13 protein-coding genes and 2 pseudogenes are annotated in these 17,536 nt (G+C 68.3%); 11 read left to right on the top strand and 4 right to left on the bottom strand.

Annotation, left to right across the window (positions count from 1 at the left end; translation table 11 throughout):
* Window positions 1-631: 631 nt before the first annotated feature.
* A pseudogene (locus ACLB9X_RS32535) lies at window positions 632-766 on the bottom strand (XRE family transcriptional regulator); the annotation flags it as partial.
* 537 nt (window positions 767-1,303) lie between these two features.
* Here ACLB9X_RS32535 and ACLB9X_RS32530 point away from each other — a divergent pair.
* The 3 genes and pseudogenes from ACLB9X_RS32530 to ACLB9X_RS32520 all read left to right on the top strand — a co-directional run.
* On the top strand, window positions 1,304-1,513 hold the full coding sequence (locus ACLB9X_RS32530; protein ID WP_410364035.1) for a hypothetical protein: 210 nt from the start codon (window positions 1,304-1,306) through the stop codon (window positions 1,511-1,513).
* A gap of 423 nt (window positions 1,514-1,936) precedes the next feature.
* Entirely contained in the window at window positions 1,937-2,896 is a 960-nt protein-coding gene (locus tag ACLB9X_RS32525; RefSeq protein WP_410364034.1) for a hypothetical protein, read from the top strand.
* A 294-nt stretch (window positions 2,897-3,190) separates the two neighbouring features.
* Window positions 3,191-4,269 (top strand): annotated as a pseudogene (locus ACLB9X_RS32520) (ATP-binding protein); the annotation flags it as partial.
* Between the two features lie 588 nt (window positions 4,270-4,857).
* On the opposite strand, the gene ACLB9X_RS32515 reads toward ACLB9X_RS32520, so the two are convergent.
* Window positions 4,858-5,277 carry a hypothetical protein gene (locus ACLB9X_RS32515; RefSeq protein ID WP_410364033.1) on the bottom strand — a complete coding sequence of 140 codons (420 nt, stop codon included), beginning with the start codon at window positions 5,275-5,277 and terminating at the stop codon, window positions 4,858-4,860.
* A gap of 630 nt (window positions 5,278-5,907) precedes the next feature.
* Complete coding sequence (locus ACLB9X_RS32510; RefSeq protein ID WP_410364032.1) at window positions 5,908-7,278, bottom strand: hypothetical protein; 1,371 nt, start codon at window positions 7,276-7,278, stop codon at window positions 5,908-5,910.
* A 983-nt stretch (window positions 7,279-8,261) separates the two neighbouring features.
* On the opposite strand from ACLB9X_RS32510, the gene ACLB9X_RS32505 reads away from it, so the two are divergent.
* Window positions 8,262-8,459, top strand: coding sequence for a hypothetical protein (locus ACLB9X_RS32505; protein WP_410364031.1), 198 nt, complete (start codon window positions 8,262-8,264; stop codon window positions 8,457-8,459).
* Window positions 8,460-8,521: 62 nt separating this feature from the next.
* Here ACLB9X_RS32505 and ACLB9X_RS32500 read toward each other — a convergent pair whose 3' ends face one another.
* Window positions 8,522-9,109, bottom strand: a complete 588-nt coding sequence (locus ACLB9X_RS32500) for a GNAT family N-acetyltransferase (RefSeq protein WP_410364030.1) — start codon at window positions 9,107-9,109, stop codon at window positions 8,522-8,524.
* A gap of 733 nt (window positions 9,110-9,842) precedes the next feature.
* Between ACLB9X_RS32500 and ACLB9X_RS32495 the strand changes: the two genes are divergently transcribed.
* The 7 genes from ACLB9X_RS32495 (at window position 9,843) to ACLB9X_RS32465 (ending at window position 17,366) form a co-directional block, all read left to right on the top strand.
* Window positions 9,843-10,361, top strand: coding sequence for a Pycsar system effector family protein (locus ACLB9X_RS32495; protein ID WP_410364029.1), 519 nt, complete (start codon window positions 9,843-9,845; stop codon window positions 10,359-10,361).
* A gap of 40 nt (window positions 10,362-10,401) precedes the next feature.
* Complete coding sequence (locus tag ACLB9X_RS32490; protein WP_410364028.1) at window positions 10,402-11,067, top strand: Crp/Fnr family transcriptional regulator; 666 nt, start codon at window positions 10,402-10,404, stop codon at window positions 11,065-11,067.
* 103 nt (window positions 11,068-11,170) lie between these two features.
* The gene (locus ACLB9X_RS32485; protein WP_410364027.1) at window positions 11,171-11,983 is read left to right on the top strand and encodes a hypothetical protein; all 813 of its coding nucleotides are present in this window, start codon (window positions 11,171-11,173) and stop codon (window positions 11,981-11,983) included.
* The gene (locus ACLB9X_RS32480; RefSeq protein ID WP_410364026.1) at window positions 11,980-13,995 is read left to right on the top strand and encodes a hypothetical protein; all 2,016 of its coding nucleotides are present in this window, start codon (window positions 11,980-11,982) and stop codon (window positions 13,993-13,995) included. The genes ACLB9X_RS32485 and ACLB9X_RS32480 overlap by 4 nt, the downstream gene beginning before the upstream one ends.
* 74 nt (window positions 13,996-14,069) lie before the next feature.
* Entirely contained in the window at window positions 14,070-14,756 is a 687-nt protein-coding gene (locus ACLB9X_RS32475; protein ID WP_410364025.1) for a hypothetical protein, read from the top strand.
* Complete coding sequence (locus tag ACLB9X_RS32470; protein ID WP_410364024.1) at window positions 14,753-15,109, top strand: hypothetical protein; 357 nt, start codon at window positions 14,753-14,755, stop codon at window positions 15,107-15,109. The genes ACLB9X_RS32475 and ACLB9X_RS32470 overlap by 4 nt, the downstream gene beginning before the upstream one ends.
* Before the next feature lie 280 nt (window positions 15,110-15,389).
* Window positions 15,390-17,366 carry a serine/threonine-protein kinase gene (locus ACLB9X_RS32465; protein WP_410364023.1) on the top strand — a complete coding sequence of 659 codons (1,977 nt, stop codon included), beginning with the start codon at window positions 15,390-15,392 and terminating at the stop codon, window positions 17,364-17,366.
* Window positions 17,367-17,536: the final 170 nt, after the last annotated feature.

Genomic DNA, 17,536 nt, shown 5'->3' with positions numbered 1-17,536 from the left:
GTGCCCCTCTCCGCTGCGCTCCGAGGGGCTGAGGCCGGGCGCGTGCCGCGCCCGGGGCCCGCTGCGCGGGCAGGGCCGGACCGCTGCGCGGTACCGGCCCGGGTGGCTCAACTCGGTGTATCACCAGCAGGGTTGTGTAGCGTCTGGGATTCGTGGCCACCCCCTCCGCTGCGCTCCGGGGGTGGAGGCTGGCAGCAAGGGGAGGGGGTGGGTGCGCGGGGCTGCTGACTGGCCGGCCCGTTGGGGAGGGGCGACCCGGGGCGAGGTGCCCAACTGCCGGGACGGCTACGCCGAGTGATGCAGCATGTTGAGTTGGCGGATTGAGGGGACCCCTGCATCAAATCTGAGGCTGTGTAGCTTCTGGGATTCCGGGCCACCCCCTCCCCGAGGAGTCCGGCCCGTGCCGGGGCGCGGCTTCACCTGCTCTGAGCTGCACAGATGCCGGTCCGGCGCGGGACACGGCACAGGCCCGAGGGTGCCTCCCGCCCCGAACTGACGGACAGTCACAGGCCAGAGGCGAATTCAGAAGGTCGCAACAAAGCACAAACCGCCGAATCCTGACCCCGCATCAAAAACACGCCCAGACCAATTCTGGAACCAACCCACACCACCCCCGAAAAACCCACCCGGCCTACAGACCGAAATCCACGTAATCAATATCCGTGAACTCAACCAACAACCCCGCCGCACGCTGCCCACGATCCCTGAAATACACCTCCTGGAGAGCTTCGGCCGCTATGCCCTGAAGCTGACGATCGCTCGCCCCCGCAGCCACCGCCGGCGCACCTCCCCGCCAAACGGTCCGCGAGAACAGGCCGGGCTGGCGGCACGGGCGCGGAGGCTCCGGCCGACGCGCAACCGGACTGAGCGCGCCCCGATCCCCGTTGCGGACACGCCGCCCATCCCGCCCGTCCCTTCTTCACTCCAGCCAGGGACATGTGCGAAAGCGGCCGCAACGGGGATGTCAGCAGCCCGACCATGCCGAAACCGTGGGGTGACCTGCGCGGATGCGGGGACGGCCCGCTGGGGTGCGCAACAGCAGGCGCAACCTCTGTCGCACCCCATAGGCGCAACCCCTGTCGCAACCAAGGGGCTACCGGGCGTTCGACTCACTCGAGGACTTCGAGGGTTGCGGGGCTAACCGTCACGCCGTTCAAGGTCCGTCTTGCCTGCCCGGCGAACTCTTGGCGGCCCGGCTGCTGTCTGACCGCCAGCCCGAGACGCAAGGGGCGGAGGCACTCCACTCTCCACCGATCACGCGTGCAACCCAGCACGCCCCGACTCCCTGAGGGGAAACCACATCATGACCACGACCGAGCCGAACCCACCGCGCGTCCCCGAGCCGGACCCGCGCCAGGAGCTGCGCAAGCTCTGGGTGGCAACCGGTCTGCTCGCGCTGTGCGGCCTGGCCTACGTGCTGCACCAGCACCCTGCGCTGCGGGAGACCGCGGCCGCCGTAGGCGGCCTAGGCGGCCTTGTGGCGCTCGTGCTGTCCGTCCGCAGGCGCGGGTGACCCGGGCGTTGCCCCGAAGAGGTGCAGAAACCCATCCTTGTCCGCCGTCGCTTCCATGGCGGACAAGGGGTTGCCTGCCTTCAGTTCCCGTCTCAGTTGACTGCGCCGCCTGTTCGTTTAGTCTCCTCGCCACGAGCAGAGGAGAGCGGCTCGCGAAGGGCGCTTGACCCGCCCATCCTCAGCCATCGCCAGCCCTGGCGGCTCCCACTCGGGCACACCCCGGCCAGCTGTCGTCGCTGCACGACGCCGGGTGTAGGTCGCTTCGGCGTTTAGCGTGTTCCCGCACGCCCGATTCACGGAAGTGCGAGGGCAACATGGCGGACATATGCTGGAGGCTGGCTCTGCTGAGAAGCGGATGCCTCTCCCACGCGACCGTGGAAAGTCGCAGCTCCGAATCGCGACAAGCTGGGAGGGGATCAGATCATGCTCGAAGTTGAACTCGACATATTTTCGGGAATGCCGAATCCCAAGTGGATCCTTACCCGCAAAGAGGAGCGCGAGCTGACGGAGCGCATCCAGGCGGCTCCGGAGCAGGTTTCGCCGCTATTCACGAGCGAAGAACGGCTCGGCCTCGGCTACCGCGGGTTCATCATACGCCTGCTCAAGGAGGATGATGGACCGTGGAGCCGAAGCCAGTATTCAACGCAATCTCCACTCCCGGCCGAGTTCCGAGTGGGAAGCGCGCCGACTGCCGTGGAATCATCCGTCGCGCACTGGCTGCTCGAAACGTCTGCTCGGCGGGTCGGGTTGGAGGACGAGTTGATTTCAGCCGCCTCGGGTGGAGTGCGTCTCGTACCGTCGCCGAGCGAGGACTCGTACCCTCACGTCGGCGACTCCCACTTCGACGAACAAGAGAATCCAAGTGTGCGCGGAACATGGCTAGAAGGAGAGCAGTGTCCGGCGGCCGATTCTCTACATCTGGATAACGGCGCCTTTTTCAACGATCCGCAGCACGTAGGGAAGAACAACTGTTACTGCTTCGCCTGCAACTACCGGCCGGACTCACGCTACGCTCGACCGGGGCGATACGCGGGGCGGCCAGCCAGAGATGTTTCGGTCGGCGAGATAGTAGCCGGGTTGCGAGCCGACGGCTGGCGTGACACTTGCCAGAGCCCGCAAGGCCTGACCATCGGAGCGGCAATATGGCCCGGCCAGGATTACCACTTCTGGCGGCTACTGTCGAACGGCAATGAGTGGCTCTGGGGTCACAAGCAGGGAGCCACCCCGGTCCGCTACGATGACGAATCCGGCTGGGTCATTAAGAAATATGTAACAGGCCCCGGGTCGTACATCTGGATACACCCGGAGAGTTGCAATAGGACACCCTACTCGGTTTTCCTTGGCTTCTTCTATCAGAAGAACAGCACCGCATTCTGTTCGTAGCGAACGCCGATCAGCGGTTCGTCAGTTGGCCCCATGCCGCAATCCATGCACGCAATGCGAGGCCCCGCCCGACGCTGACTGACGTGTCGGGTGGCGATGAGACTCGTCGCAACATCTGGGCCGGCACCGCTGGACCACCGAATGCACCATGGCCTTGCTCACGGGATCGGCTCCCGCACCGAAGCCTCCCCGTCTGGCAGCGGCTTGCGCCCTGGGGACCGAAACGGCCTTTGGCCGGGACACTAGATTGACGTCACGGTCATGATCACGTGTTGATCCGGGGGCAGGGAGTACATGGACACCAACGGCACGCAGGAACCGCTCGGCGCCGACTCGTTCCCCGTGCCACGACCGGCTCCCGCGCCGAACGAGGCTGTTTCTCCTGCGCGTCCGCCGGCCGCCCCACCGCGCCCGAGTGCTCCGCCGCGGCCTGCACAGGGCGAGGCGTTCGTCGCCTGGTTGCGGACTCCGCGGCCTGCGACGGCTCCGGCATCTGGACTCCTGGGCACCGTCCTAGGGCCCTGGAGGAGCCGGACCAGGTGCCGGGGCGGCGTCTGCTGAGCGGTGCGCTGGTTTCGCTGCTCTGCGGCTGGCTGGTGTGGTCGCTGTGCTGGAACGGCTATCTCGGCAGCTATTGGCTGTGGCCGCTGCTGCTGTTCACTCCCGACTCTTGGAGGGGGGAGGGGGCTTCGCTGGCGTTCGTGTGGGCGGCGTACATCTACTACGTGCTGTTCGGCCTGCTGCTCGCCGTGATCTTCGGTCGGCTGGGGAACTGGGACGAAGTCGCGCGTCGGTATGTGCTCGTGCCGCTGCGCCGGCGCCAGCAGGAGCAGCGGCAGGCCCCGGCGGCCCTTGCCGCGCGGCCGGACGTGGACCCTGTCGAGTGGCCCGAGCTGCGGGCGGCCGGCAGCAGTGCGGAAAGTGCGGCCGACCGTCTGGCCGGTGAGGCGCGCGCCGGGCTGATGAACGACGTCGACTACGCGCGCATCACCCGAGCCTGGCAGTCGGTACGGGCTCAGCCGAACCGGCTTGCCGCGTTCGTCGCCACGGTGCAGCGCCACGGCGCGGCCGCGTGCGTGCACCCGTCCGGGGCGCGCGACCTTCCGGTACGCATCGCCCGGCATGACCTTCTGAGTCGGCAGGTGCGCCTCGGTACGGCCGTCGATGAGGTCCGCAACCCGTATCAGCACCGGGGGGCCGGCCTTGCCCTGGATCTTGAGCTCCTGGGGACGTCTTTGGTGGCTGTCGGTCCGGCGGGGTCGGGGAAGACGGCGCGCCTGGTGCGGCCCGTGGTGGAGTCGCTGTGCCTGCAAGCACTCGCCGGGCAGGCCGCGGTGGTCGCGGTGGGCGCGGCAGGGGCCGGGTGCCGACCGGCAACCAAACGACCCGCGCCATCACCAAAGACGTCAGCACAAAATCGGCATCTCTGACAGCAGCCGGGTCACCCACAACAGTCCACTGAACAGCAGAGAGATCGATACTCACCCACTGACATCATGATGCCGAACCACCACCGACAAAAACCCGCAGATCATCACTCTCCGGCTTCGCCTTCGAGCCCTGGCCCGCTTCGCGGGCCAATGGCTGGTTAGGAGGAAGGTTGGTGACGCTGCATCAACGTGGTCCGGGCAAAAGGTTTTTCTGGTGGTCTACTGTCCCCGTACTGGTGCTGCTTCCTTGTTCGAGAACTTTTGGTGAATCCGGATCTCGCGCTCGTGCCTCTTCTGAAAGCTCCGCGTGATCTCTCGCTGTTGCCAGCGGCCCGAACTGGAGCGGTGGCGGCTGTCCCGGACCACGTGGATCGGGGGCGCACCCGTCTCCAGGGGTGGGTGTAGGCGGTCCTGCATACGGCGCAGTGGGCGAGGTAGAGCTCGGAGGCGGGGCTGTGTACTGGTGCTGCTCGATGGCGGTGATCAGGCGGGGCCAGGGAGTGGGGCAGAGGCAGGTGTCCTGGCCATCGGTCATGGGGCCTCTTGGCGGGGTGACTTGGCGGTGCGCCGGTTTGGTTCCCGGTGGACCTCGCTGGCCACCTCGGTGATCTCGTCCATCCCGTAGGCGGTGCGGATACCGGAGATGGTCATGCCGCTGGCCTCGGCCAGGGACTCCAGCCGGTACGGGCGGGCGCCGTGGAACTCCCGCCCATAGGCGAGGAGTCGGCGGATCTCGGCATCCGCCGCGGCCTTACGCGCCCGGGCGTCCTGCAGCGCCAGGAGCAGCGGATCGGCATCCAGGCCCTCGCTCGCAGCCTGGAGATTCTCCGCCTCCTCCGCGCGGAGACGTTCGGCCTGCTCGCAGGCCTCGAAGTAGAGATCCGGCGGGGTGACCGAGCCGGGCGAGGGCAGCGGGAAGCGGATCGCCGCAATGTCACTGATCAAGTCCACATTGCGATGATCGCAAAAAATGACGACAAGCGCAATAATAACTGTGCGTCGAGTCCTGTGAGTTGGTCGCGGGCGCGGTCGTGTCGGCGTTGCGCGAGAGCGGCGATGCACGCCTCACTGACGGCGTGGCGGTGAAGTGTCTGACGGAAAGCCACCCGCCACTCGCGGCGACAAGTGCCGCCCGCGAGCGGCCTGAGCCGACCAGGCTCGCGGCTGACGGAGGGATTGCGTGGAGAGCAGCAGCCGGAAGGTGATGTGCGGGCTGACCCGTTCGGTCCATCAACCGGACCTGTCAGCGATAGCGGCGTCAGTGACCGGAAGTAAACGTGGACACTGGAGTCCGCCGGGGGTCCTTCGCACGTCGACCAGGCGGACCGCTACAGGCCGAGATGTTTGCGGGAATCCACTGCGGCGTCGAATGCTGGCGCTTCAAATTGAAGCGCCAGCATTCGATACGTTCGGACTGAGTTGCGGAGCGGCGCAGCGGTCGAGGTCTTGGAGGCGGATCGGCCAGTGGCCGCCATCCGGGGTGCGGACCGCGCCGGTGCCTCGCCGGGGCCAGTGCGGCTTGTTGCGTGCCGAGGGTGTGCCGGGCGGCCGGGTCGGACCGCCGGCGGAGGCCGGTGGTGGTCAGCCTGCGACGATTGCCTCCGCCAGACCCGTGCCCCGGGCGATGGGGTTGAACGTGTCCGGGAACGGGCGCAGTTCCTCCAGGAAGGCCTTCCAGGGCTCGTCCCGCGCCTCGCCGAGGTGGGAGGTGGTGAAGTAGAGAGCAACGAGGTAGCCGGGCATGGCCCGGCCCCAGGTCTGGCCCGTCTCGTGGTCCCACCACTCCCTCAAGAGGGCCTTCGTGTCGTCCAGGGTCATCAGGCCAGCGCTGGGCAGGATGGCGGTGCGGGCGACGAACTCGCCTTGGTCGAAGCTGCCCACGCCCTTGAGTAGGGCAGGCAGGTACGGGATGAAGTAGGGGTCGGGCCGGACGCCGATCACCCGGGAGCGCTCGGAAACATGGAGCCTCGTAAACGCTTCCTCCAGGGCGGGCAGGCTCGTGCGGACTTCGGGATGGGCCACCAGGGCGAAGACCCGGGTCTCATCAGGCTTGAGGTTGCCGTTCTGAGTGACGTGGGCCGCAATGTTGGTGATCTTGGTGTTGTAGAGCGTGCGCATGGGCTCGGGCAGGGCCTGCCAGAACGCCGGCAGGTCGCCGAGGCGGCCGAGAGCCGCGAGTTGAACTCCCGGCTCGTCCTTCACGAGTCGGGGCATGTGCCGGGCCAGGCTCTCCGTGGCAAGGGTCTGGTCGCGGTCGGCGAACAGGCGCAGGCACTGAGCCATCCGGTCGGCGAGCATCGGGGCCGCGAGGGGCAGGTCCGGGACCTCGATCTGCAGCAAGGCGAACTTGGCGGCGAACTCGACGACCTTCGTCCGGGAGGTGGGGCGGACGCGGTCGAAGAACGCGTAGCCGAGGTAGTCGGGCTCGGAGGTGAACGCCGGATCGGCGACGTGGGCCATGAAGCTGTCCAGGACCTTACGGCCCTGGCTCGGCTGGTGCACCAGGACCGCGTCGAGGGCCGCCACGAGATGGGCGCGGGCGTACTCGGGGGTCGGGACGTACAGCTCTCCCATCGGGCGCAGGGACGGGTGGGCGCACAGGTGTCGGTCCTCGCGCAGCCGCTCGAGCTGCGTCTTGTGCGTGCGGTCGATCAGTTCCAGCTTCTCGGCGACGTCCAAGATGGTGCGCTCGACGCTGAGCATGATGTTCACGGCGTCGGCCTGACCAGGCTGCTGGGCGCGCTCGACGTCCTGGACCAGGTCGCGGGCGTCGGCCTCGCCTTCCTCCTTGAGGACCTCGATCTTATGCACCAGGTCCGCGCACACCGCAGTCCAGGTCAGCACGATCGCCGCCCGGGCGGCGCCGGTGCCATAGCAGCGGTGCGCCTCCCTCACCAGCGGCCGCACGTCCGGGTTGACCACCCGGTTCACCAGGTCCTCCAAGTCGAGCATCGGCGCGTCGTCCCCCCTTGGGCCGCCCCTGCGGCGGCTGCGTCAGCAACTTGCCTAGGAGAGCCTACGAGGTGGCCGCTCGACGCCGGCGCGAGTCAGCGTGAATCCCCCAGTGGCATTGTGCGGACAAGGCTTTGCCCGTCCGCCTTGGCCGAGTCCCGGCGGCGATGTCCGAGACAAGGCCGGGACCGCTGGTGTGCGGCGGTCTCGGGTGTCTGCCACAAGGCGCAGGCCAGTTCGTGCTCCTTCATTGTCCAGGCCAGGGCCTCGTCCACGAGGCGGGCCATCCCGCTGGCACGGCCTGTGTGAGAGGGCCCGGGCGAGCGACCCTGAAGGCGTGGCCCGCATTCGGTTCTGTGCCTCCTGCGGGGCCCGGCTGCCGAGAAGCGCGAGGGCCAGGCGCCGGTACTGCAACGCCGTATGCCGGGCCCAGGCGTACCGGGACGGACGCAGAGCAGACCGCAACCTGATGCTCGGGCTGATGCTGGCCGAAGCCGAGTGGAACGGTGACACCCGCATGATCAGGCTCCTGACCTGCCCGGAGTGCGGTCACATCACATTCGCCGGCGGCGACCGCCGCCAGGACGCGGTCTACTGCTGCGGTCGATGCCGGTCGAGAGCGTGGCGCCGACGCGCGGCCCGTCGCGCGACGCAAGCGTGACGTGCAGCCGTCACAGACTCGGCCCGAACTGGCATGACGGGTCGACGTCACGCTCGTCGCGCACGCTCACCGGGCTCCCGTGTGCTGAGCGGGCCGCGTAGCCTCGGCTGTGTGCCTCGCCGTTCGAAGAAGCCCCGCAGACTGGTCGCCGACGGGCGCGTGTACATGTGGACGATGCGCCACAGTCACCGAAAGGACGGCAACGGCCGGTCCGTAGACTGCCGCCAGACCCTCACCTTGTCCCCGCAGCCGGCGGGCAGCGGAGGCCCGCTGCGCATCGTCTTCGCCGACGGCCGGGCCGGTACGTCCCGGGCGGGCCCCCATGGGCTCCGGGGACGTGGGCCTCACCCGGGGCGAGTCCCTGAACCTGCACGAGCCGGGCGCTGTCCGGGCCCTGCTCGACGTGGCGCTGGCCCGCGGGTGGGAGCCGGCGGAGCGGCAGACGGTGGAGGTCGACGGCTGGCTCCTGCTCGAGGCGGCGGCCGCCGTGCGAGCCGGGGATGCCCAAGCGAGCCTGTAGGGACCCGATGGCGCTCCGCACCCGCGCTTCATTGATCCTCGGGCCGGCCCACCGCAGCGCGATTACCCGGTTGAGAAGGGACACCGTTGTCGGGCACCAAGCCAAGGGCAGGTCCTCAGTCCCTGCCCGGGACGGCGTCGTTCCCGGGCTCCACGGCCGGAGCTGTCTCCCTGACCATCAGCACCCGGGTGGGCGGCTGCTCTGCCTCCGGGGCCCGCTGCCAATCCCCGGCTCGTCCAGAACCGCAGCGCGTCCGTCCTGCCGGGCTCGACAAGGAGAAAGACACGGCCGTAGCCGCGGGCCGCCAGGGTCCCGATCACATGCTTCTCCATCTGCGCGCCGTACCCCCGGCTCCGGTGGCTGCACCGCGTGACCAGATACTCGAGGTACACCGGATACGCCACGCCGCCCACTCGCCGCTGCCGCCGGCGTGACAGAAGCTGGGTGACCGCGACAGCCACCACCGTGCCGCCGTCCTCCAGCAGCCACACAGCGAATTCCGGATGGCCGTCCCTGTTGTCCTCCAGGTCCTGCAGGCGCTCCTTCCACTTCCCTTCGGCCGCAGCACCGCGCTCGTGAGGCCACTCCGCGCCGAGGAGATCCCGTACCGTCGACAGATCGGCCGTCGTGGCCGGACGCAGCAAAGACATACGGCCAGTGTCCCGCAACGGGCGGCTCCCGCCGTTGACGGCCGCCGCCGGGAGCAGACAGACCTGCGCGTGCCCGGCCCCGGTCGGCCCGGTCAGTCGCCGCCCGGCTGCGCCTTCGCCTCGTCCAGGGCCCGCAGCAGTGCGTGCGCGCCGAGGAGAGCGGGGGACCGTGAACTCCTGGCGGTAGGAGTCGTACGAGGAACGGTGCGCCGCCAGGTGCCGGTTGAACGTCTCCTGCGTCGTCACCCCGGTCCGGATGTCGGCGAAGACCTCCCGGGTCGACCGCAGGACGAGGTGGGCCGCCAGGTCGAAGATGCCCACCTCCGCTCCGGCAGCGGAACGTTCCGGTCGACGAAGCGCAGAACTACGCCGGGGCCGTGTATCCCGTTGATCTGCGGCACCGTGGCGAACCGGGCGCGAAACCAGGCCACACCGTGGTGCTCCATCGCGGTGTTGAGTACGTTCCCGGCGAGCGCCAGCGCCCCCTCCCAGCCGAACGAGCGGGTCGTCGGAACATGCAGCGGACCGGGCAGTGACACACGCAGCCAAGGCCAAGCCGAAGGTCCGGTCCCCGGCCACTGGCCTCCAGGCGTGCACTCCGGGTCAACTCTCGTGCTTCACTGTGCCGTTGTGTGGTGCGCCCAACAGGCGTCATGCCCGGTGGAGGGCATCCCCGCAGGCGGAGTTCGCCCACTGTGGACTCACGGAATTCAGTGGGGCGGAGGGGTTCTCCTTGTCTGAAGCGACGTGCGGCAATGGCGAGTCGGCCGTGACCGGCACGGTGGAAGGAGCGCTGGCCAGCAGGAGCGCCGAGATGTTCGTCGAGGTACAGCGGGCTGACGGCAAGGCGGCGGCGCTGTGTGCGGTGGCAGGAGGTTTGCTGGCCGTCGTCGGCGCCGCGCTGGCGGCACTGGATGGGGCGCATTGGTCGAGTGCTGTTCTGGCGGGCTCCTGCATTCTCCTCGGCGCGGCACTGGTAGCCGCTTTGCTCGCGATTCGGCCAGTCTTGCCGAGCGGCAACGCTCTGACGGGGTTGGAAGGCATATGTGCGGGGTCGGCAGCTGAGGATGTCGTGGCGGCATTTCAGGCCATGAGGGGCGTGGACCTTGTGCCCGCTGAGGTGGACCGTTTGTCGCTGCGGGCCGGTCTCGCCCGCAGGAAGTACCGGGCCATCAAGGCGTCCGTGGATTTGATCATCACCGCCATATTCGTGGCCGGAATCGGACTGTTGATCACCTATGTGACCAGTTGAGAGCATCCTGCCTGTGTTGGCCGCCGCATCCAGGGGGGATATGTATCAGCCTCATGCACGTCTCATCGGGGATCAGTTGTGGTCGAAGCTGCGCGATCTGGCCCCCGAACGCCTGCGCCCGGCCCGGAGCGTTCTTCTGCGCCAAGGAGACCCGGGCACGCACGTGATTCTGCTGGCTTCTGGTTCGGCTCTGGTGGCGGTGTCCGGCGCGCAGGGGCAGCGGACTTTGCTGGCCGTACGCGGAGCCGGCGAGTTACTGGGCGAGCTCGCGGTCCTGGACGCCAAGCCGCGCACGGCGTCCGTCGTCGCCGCCGAACCGTGCCGGGTGCACCTCGTCCCGGCTCCCGAGTTCCTCGCGTTCGTCGACGAGCACGGGCTTCTTACTCCGCTGCTGCGTCACGCCATCGCGCGGGTCCGCGAAGGAGAGGCCGTTCGGCTTGAGCTGGCGACCGCCGCTGTCCCCGTGCGGCTGGCAGCCGCCCTGGTCCGGCTCGTCCGTGCGGCGTCTGTCACCGGCATGCCGTATGCAGTGCGGCTGACCCAGGAAGAGCTGTCCCAGCTCATCGGCGCCTCCCGCAATGCGGTTGGCTGCGCCATCAAGCCATGGCGGGACCGGGGCTGGGTGGACACCGAGGCGGGCGGTGGTCTCCTCATCCGGGACTTGGTTGCCATTCAGGCACACGCACGGGCCGCCGAGCAGAGGTGATGCAGCACACCGTGGTGGTGCCCAGTGCTGGGCACCACTACGAGGACGCCACGGCGAGCATGGTCACCCACAGCAACTCCTGCTCACGAAAGGTGACTTCCTCGTGGAAGCGTCCCCTGCTTTTGACGGCTTCGACGTTCCGGCCGAGAACGCTGTGCTGGTCGTCGACATGATGCGCTACAGCCAGATCCCCGAAGCGAAGATGGCTGTCGTGCGCTCGGACCTGGACGACATCCTGTCGACCGAGTTCGCCGAAAGCCGGCTGCCCGAACCGCGCTCCCTGGGCGAGGCGTACAAGGACACCGGCGACGGCGCCGTCATCGTCCTGTCGGCCCAGCACCTGGCCCGCCTCGTCGACCCGCTTCTCACCCACCTCAACGCCGCCCTCCACCGATACGACCAGCAGCGCCTGGCCAGCAGCCCCGCCATCCGGCTTCGGGCCAGTGTCCATGTCGGGCCGCTGGAACCCGGGCACCGCGGTGACGCCATCAACGACGCCTGCCGGCTCGTCGACAGCACCGCCGTGCGCCAGGCCATGGCCACCGCCGTCGACCACCGCTCCTTCCTGGCCGCAGTCCTATCGGAAACCGCCTACCGGCGTACGGTTCGCGCGGGCCGCACCCCGAACCTGCAAGAGCACCAATTCCTGACGACCACGGCGCATGTGGAAGGCAAGGCAGGCTTCGAGGAAGCCTGCCGGCTCCTCGTCCCCGGCGTCGCCCCGGCGATGATCGAGCCCTACCTCGCCGCGACAGACGTGCAGCCGGACTCCCAGCACCAGAACCCCGTTCATGAGGACTCCGATAAGCGGCGGAGCGAAGTGCATCGAGACGTGAGGCAGAAGGGCAAAGCAAGCGGCAAGGCACGGATCGTGCAGGTCGGCGGCGACTACATCACCGGCGCGGAGCGGTCATGACGAGCACCGAGAGCGTCGTGACGATGCCGATTCAGCAGGCGGATGCTTCAGGCAATGCGCACGTGACGCAGGTGGGCCGTGACTACGTCGTGCACCGGTACGTGCGCGGGCGGGACTACCTGAGCGGAATCAGCGTGGGCGACCACGAGATGGACCTCGTGGAAAACGCGTTCGTCGATGTCGCCGGCCCCCACGGGCCCGGACAGGTGGTACACGCCGTCAGCAAGCTGAAGCGCGCGTACGATCCGAACCATGCGCTGGTCCTCCTCGGAGAAAGGGGCGCGGGACGACGCACAGCGGCGCTGCGGGTCCTGCGCGATGCAGGAGTGCCCAGGGACCGCATCCGCTGGCTCGTCCTGGACGAGGAACAGCCACGCGCCGAACAGATCCCGCACACGACAGGGCACGGCTTCGTCCTCGACCTGACGAGCTGTTCTGCACTGCCCGAGGACTTCTACACCGGACTCGCCGACTACCAGAAGGAAGCCGAAGCGGCCGAAGCGTTCCTGATCATCCTGGCGACTCCCAGCAGCTGGGCTCCGGGAACGTTAACCACCGTGCCCACCGTGCGCTTGGCTCGCCCGCCGGCGAGAGAAATCGCCGAATCTCATCTGCGGCACCTGGCGGACGACAGGCTGGACTGGCTGACGAGCGCTCCCCTCGAGGCACTCCTCGCGGAGACGACCCAGGCATCCGACGCGGCGCGCCTCGCCCGTCTTATCGCCCAGGCCAGCGAAGACGACAAAGACGCGGTCAAACAGGAGTTCACCAACTGGCAGGAACACCTGCGCCTTTGGTTCGAGAAACACTCAAGGCCAGAGGATCTGCGTGAACGAGCCCTCCTGATCACCGCGGCGCTGCTGGAGGCAGCACCGGCCGAGATCGTGCTGGAGGCAGCGGACCAGCTCTTCGCAGAAGTCGGCGGAACTCTGCCGCCGGGCGGCGCGCTGGCCGGCCGGGACCTGGACGCGCGGCTTCGCACCATCCAGGCCTCACGCCTGGACGGCGAGAGCATCTCGTTGGACACCGAAAGGCACGGACTGGCACAAGCCGTTCTGAGGTACGTCTGGCAGCAACGCCCCGCGCTGCGACAGGCGCTGCTGGAGTGGGCCTCACGCATCACCACACCGCACGGGGTCGCCGTGCGTCATCTGCGACGCATCGCCGATGCCCTCGCTCAGCTGTCCCTGCTGCCCGGCGGCAGAACCGTCCTGACTGTGGCGGCTGCCTGGATCGACACCGGCCGGTCAGTGCACCGAGAGCTGGCCGTCGACGTCCTGGATGCCATGGCACTCGACCCGGTCACGGGTGCCGGGGTCCGTAAGCAGCTGTACGACTGGGCCCATCAGAAGAACACGAGCGAAGCGCTCGCCACGGCGGTCGCCGAGATCTGCGCGGGCAACCTCGGCCAGATGTATCCGCGTGTCGCGCTGACTCGGCTACGGCTGCTGGCCTCCCGGGAAGATCGCCGAGCCCGCGAAGCGGTGGCCAAAGCGGTGCGTGCTCTGGCAAGCATCCCCCAGCAGCGCATGCTGGTGCTGTCGGAGATCGTCGACTGGTGCGAGTCTGCCGACGAGACTGTGCGCAAGGCCGGAGCGAGCACCTTCCTCGCACTCACAGAGGACCCGAACAGCGCCCTTGCCTCGCCAACCTTGACGCAGGAAGCACTCGGCACCCTCACCGAAGCGCCGATCGTGCAGCTCATCATCCGCGGCTGGCGTGCAGCCATGCTTGAACCTGACACAGCCAAAGCAGCCTACGAGCACCTCGCGGTGTGGCTGGACTCCCCCGAGCTGTCCGATGACCAGGTCCTGCCGGTGACAGCAGAAGTACTGCGCGGAAGCATCGGCAGGGAGGGACCTGCCGCGCTCCTGGTGAGCCACGGCACCGATCTGGGGCGCACTCGGCGCAGAACGCTGCTGGACCAGCTGTTTTCTGAACAGTCACCTTCCCTCACCGTCGTCGCCCCCGTCTCCGAGCCAGGCGGCAACGGCCTCCCGACGACAGCGTGAGCCTCCTGCCCCGGCGCCGCAAAGCCTCCCCCCCGCCTGCCCGGGCAGGCACCCCGGGAGCGCATCCGCTCGCCATGAGCGGCGAGCGGATGCCCAGCCACATCGCCAGCGTGTTCTTCACCGCCCGTATCAACGGCGCATGGCGCCCGGCCCCCGGACAGGCCGCCCCGGAGCACCACAATCCGGCTGCGCTCGCCAGTCACCATCTGCGTCAGCACATCGCTCCCGTCCTGCGCCGGCACTCCGTCCTCGATCCCGCCGCAGCACGCGACGCCGCCAACACCGCCCTGGCACGGTGGCTGCCCGCCATTGACGGGCTGGAGGTCACCGGGTCAGTACAACTCACCATCTCGCCCCAGGACCGCGATCTCGCCGAGGAACACTCCCGCCGACAGCAAGCCATCAATCTCGAACACGAAGACGAACTGCACCGCCTGGCTCACCTGCAACGCGTGCTGGCCGATCCGGACCTGCGCCGGGTGTGGTGGATCGCCCAGTACCCCGACCGCCACGAGGACCTCACGCCCCTGGCGGAGGCGCTGAAAGGCCTGCCACCTCCGCACGAGACCACGGACGACGGCATACGCGGCGACGTCCGCCGCTTCGCCGACCGACTCCTCACCACCCTCCACACGCCCCAGCAGCGCGAGGTCTTCCTCCAAGCCCTCACCCAAACCCTGCACACCCTCGGTCACCACGACCTGAAGACCACGGCCGCCCGCTGGCAGGCCGACAACGCCCCCGGGAGACCACCGGCATGAACCTGCACACCACACGATGGCTACTGGCACCCGTGCGCCAACTGCGCACCCGCCGGCTCATGACCCAGCACGGGCCGACCCTGCCCTACGACACCGCATGGGCCCTCATCACCTTGCACACAGCAGCCGACGAAATCGACCTCGTACGCGCCTGGACCCACGAGAACCCCAGCGGACCGCCGGGAATCCACTACGACCAAGACCACGACCTGGACGATGCGGAACACGCCCGCCGCCACCGATGGCTACGCCGCCACGGCCACTCCCCCATCCAGCTGCTCCACCTCGACACCGACCTGATCAAATCCGCCGGCATCCACGTCCTCGACTGGGGCCCACCCGCAAGCCGATGACGATGGGCGCTCTCCTCCCCAGCGTCGGAGGCTGATCAGCCCCATGCGCCTCCAGCAGACGGGGCTCCATCCGTGGAGAGCCCAGGATTGCAGGGGCGTCCGCCGGGCTCTTGTCGAGAGCCCGGCTGGCCGCTGACATCGAGGGCGGCGAAGCGTGCTTTCCGCACAAGTCAGCCCCTACTCCGCCGGGTCACAGCTACCATCCAACGGCTGGATGCCTGGGCAGGCGCACGAACTCGCCAAGCCTCGAGTATCACCTGCGGAGAAGGAAGAAGTACCTGTGAGCGCTGCTGGTTCTGGCGGTCGGGTTCTGCCAGCCCGTCCTGGTGATCCGTCCAAGATCGGCCCTTACCGGATCATCGGCCGTCTCGGGTCGGGCGGTATGGGAACGGTTCATGCCGGACTCGACGCTACGGGCGCGCGTGTCGCGGTCAAGGTCATCCGTGCAGCTCACGCCGAGGACCCTGAGTTCCGGGCCCGGTTCCGCCGAGAGGTACAACTCTCCGCCCGGGTACAGGGGCCTTGTCTGATACCTCTTCTGGCCGCCGATCCGGAGGCCGGCGCCCCATGGCTGGCGACTGAGTACGCCCCGGGCCCCACCCTCGACCAGCACCTGTCCGAACATGGTCCGCTCGCAGGCGGCATGCTGTATGCCCTCGCGGCTGGCACCGCGCACGCCCTGGCCGCGATCCACCAGGCAGGTGTGGTGCACCGGGACGTGAAACCGCAGAACGTCATCCTCACCCCGACCGGCCCGCGCGTGCTGGACTTTGGCATCGCCCACGCAGCCGACGGCACCAGCGTGACCCGCACTGGCGTCATGACCGGTACACCGGGATGGATCAGCCCCGAGAACTATCGCACCGGCACCGCCGGGCCAGACGGAGACATGTTCGTCTGGGGCGCTCTCGTAGCCTATGCAGCCACCGGACGGCTCCCGTTCGGGACTGGTGCACCCGACGCGGTGGCCTACCGCGTCATGTCCGGCGACCCGGACCTGGACGGCGTTCCGGCAGAGCTGCGGGAGATCCTGGAGCAGGCGCTGGCCAAGGATCCCGAAGAGCGGATCCCCGCCATCGGCGCAGCCGAGAAATGCTCGCTGCTCCTCGCTTCTGAGGCCACACAGGTCATACCCGCAGAAGGCCCAGGGCTGGAGCCGACCCGTGTCGGGGACCTCGTCGCCGCCGAGTGGGACCTGCCCTTGCCGGACGACCCGACGTGGCAATCTCCCGCCGGGAGACGCAAAGGCCGTACCGTCGCCATGCTCATCGGAGCCGCTGCCCTGATCGGGGCGATCACCGGCGTTCTCCTCTCCCAGACAAACAGCCCCAGTGACAGCCTCGCCAATCAGCCCGCACCGGCTACGGACACGGCGAGCCGTACACCCGACGCTGCCCGCAGCAGCGGCAAGGGCAGCGCTGGGGCCGTGAAGAGCACGAAGACGGCGGATTCGTCAGAGGCGACCCTCGCCACGTGGAAGGAATCCCGGCCGGCACGAACTCCGGCCGAGCACGACACTTTCGGAGCGATGGGAACAGGAGCATGGCTCGACCCGGTCGACTACCCCGACCAGGAGCACACGCTCACGTTCCACGAGCGCAGAGCGGAGGTATACATCACGGCAAGCGGCCAGGAACTCCCTCCGGTAGCGGTGCACGAGATAGCCGAGTTGGCCTGCCTGGGCCTGCGGGACATCAACGAGTCCTATCCGGACTTCCCCTACAACGAATACGTCGTCGTCGACACAGCCGGCAAAGACGGACCCAGCATCGTGTGGGAGGACAACTTCCGTGCCAACACCACATGCAGCACGTCCGTCCAGAACCGTGACACCTCCGGTGAGAGCCAGGGCTCTGAGTGGCGACCGACCGACGCCGGCCTGGAGCAGGCGCAAATCCCCAGCACGGACGAGACCGAGATCCGTGTGGCCGAGGAGAGCGTGAATTCCATCATCTCCGAGTGGCAGGGCAACTCGCGCGCCCGCAATCAGCCCGAGTGGCTCGACCACTACAACATGTCCGTCGGCTTCGCCCCCGACGAAGGCGCGATGTACGTATGGGCCAGCAAGCCCAATTGGGACCAGCCCACACGGGACAGGTGGGCAGACATCGCCGCCGACGTAGCCTGTCAGGCCGTCCTCGCCGAGGCGCGCTCCGGCAAGGAATGGCGCTACATCCAGTACGCCGTAGCCATCGACGTCGGCGACAGCAGCGCGGACTTCCTCCGTTGGGGGTCCGCCGGAGCCTGCGCCAGTTGACCTCGCATGCCCCGCCCTCTGGCCGACTGGCTGGTAGTCATAGCGGGCACGAGCAGCCTCAACACGCGGGCGAGGCCTCATGGAGGGGTGTGCCTGGAGTCGGCTCTTCGACGGGCGGCGCGAGACGCTCGTGGAGCAGGCCCGCGGTCCGGATGCGGACCTCTTCCGCC

The organism is Streptomyces sp. 5K101 (genome assembly GCF_046506645.1).
In the GTDB taxonomy this organism is placed as follows: Bacteria; Actinomycetota; Actinomycetes; order Streptomycetales; family Streptomycetaceae; genus Streptomyces.
This window is presented reverse-complemented; position numbering and strand designations above follow the sequence as displayed.

What these genes read in the sequence shown, in the direction of transcription:
- ACLB9X_RS32505 (WP_410364031.1), top strand. Translation starts at nt 8,262, where the DNA reads ATGGGCTCCGGGGACGTGGGCCTCACCCGGGGCGAGTCCCTGAACCTG.
- ACLB9X_RS32480 (WP_410364026.1), top strand. Translation starts at nt 11,980, where the DNA reads ATGACGAGCACCGAGAGCGTCGTGACGATGCCGATTCAGCAGGCGGAT.
- ACLB9X_RS32525 (WP_410364034.1), top strand. Translation starts at nt 1,937, where the DNA reads ATGCTCGAAGTTGAACTCGACATATTTTCGGGAATGCCGAATCCCAAG.
- ACLB9X_RS32475 (WP_410364025.1), top strand. Translation starts at nt 14,070, where the DNA reads ATGAGCGGCGAGCGGATGCCCAGCCACATCGCCAGCGTGTTCTTCACC.
- ACLB9X_RS32500 (WP_410364030.1), bottom strand. Translation starts at nt 9,109, where the DNA reads ATGTCTTTGCTGCGTCCGGCCACGACGGCCGATCTGTCGACGGTACGG.
- ACLB9X_RS32490 (WP_410364028.1), top strand. Translation starts at nt 10,402, where the DNA reads ATGTATCAGCCTCATGCACGTCTCATCGGGGATCAGTTGTGGTCGAAG.
- ACLB9X_RS32470 (WP_410364024.1), top strand. Translation starts at nt 14,753, where the DNA reads ATGAACCTGCACACCACACGATGGCTACTGGCACCCGTGCGCCAACTG.
- ACLB9X_RS32510 (WP_410364032.1), bottom strand. Translation starts at nt 7,278, where the DNA reads ATGCTCGACTTGGAGGACCTGGTGAACCGGGTGGTCAACCCGGACGTG.
- ACLB9X_RS32530 (WP_410364035.1), top strand. Translation starts at nt 1,304, where the DNA reads ATGACCACGACCGAGCCGAACCCACCGCGCGTCCCCGAGCCGGACCCG.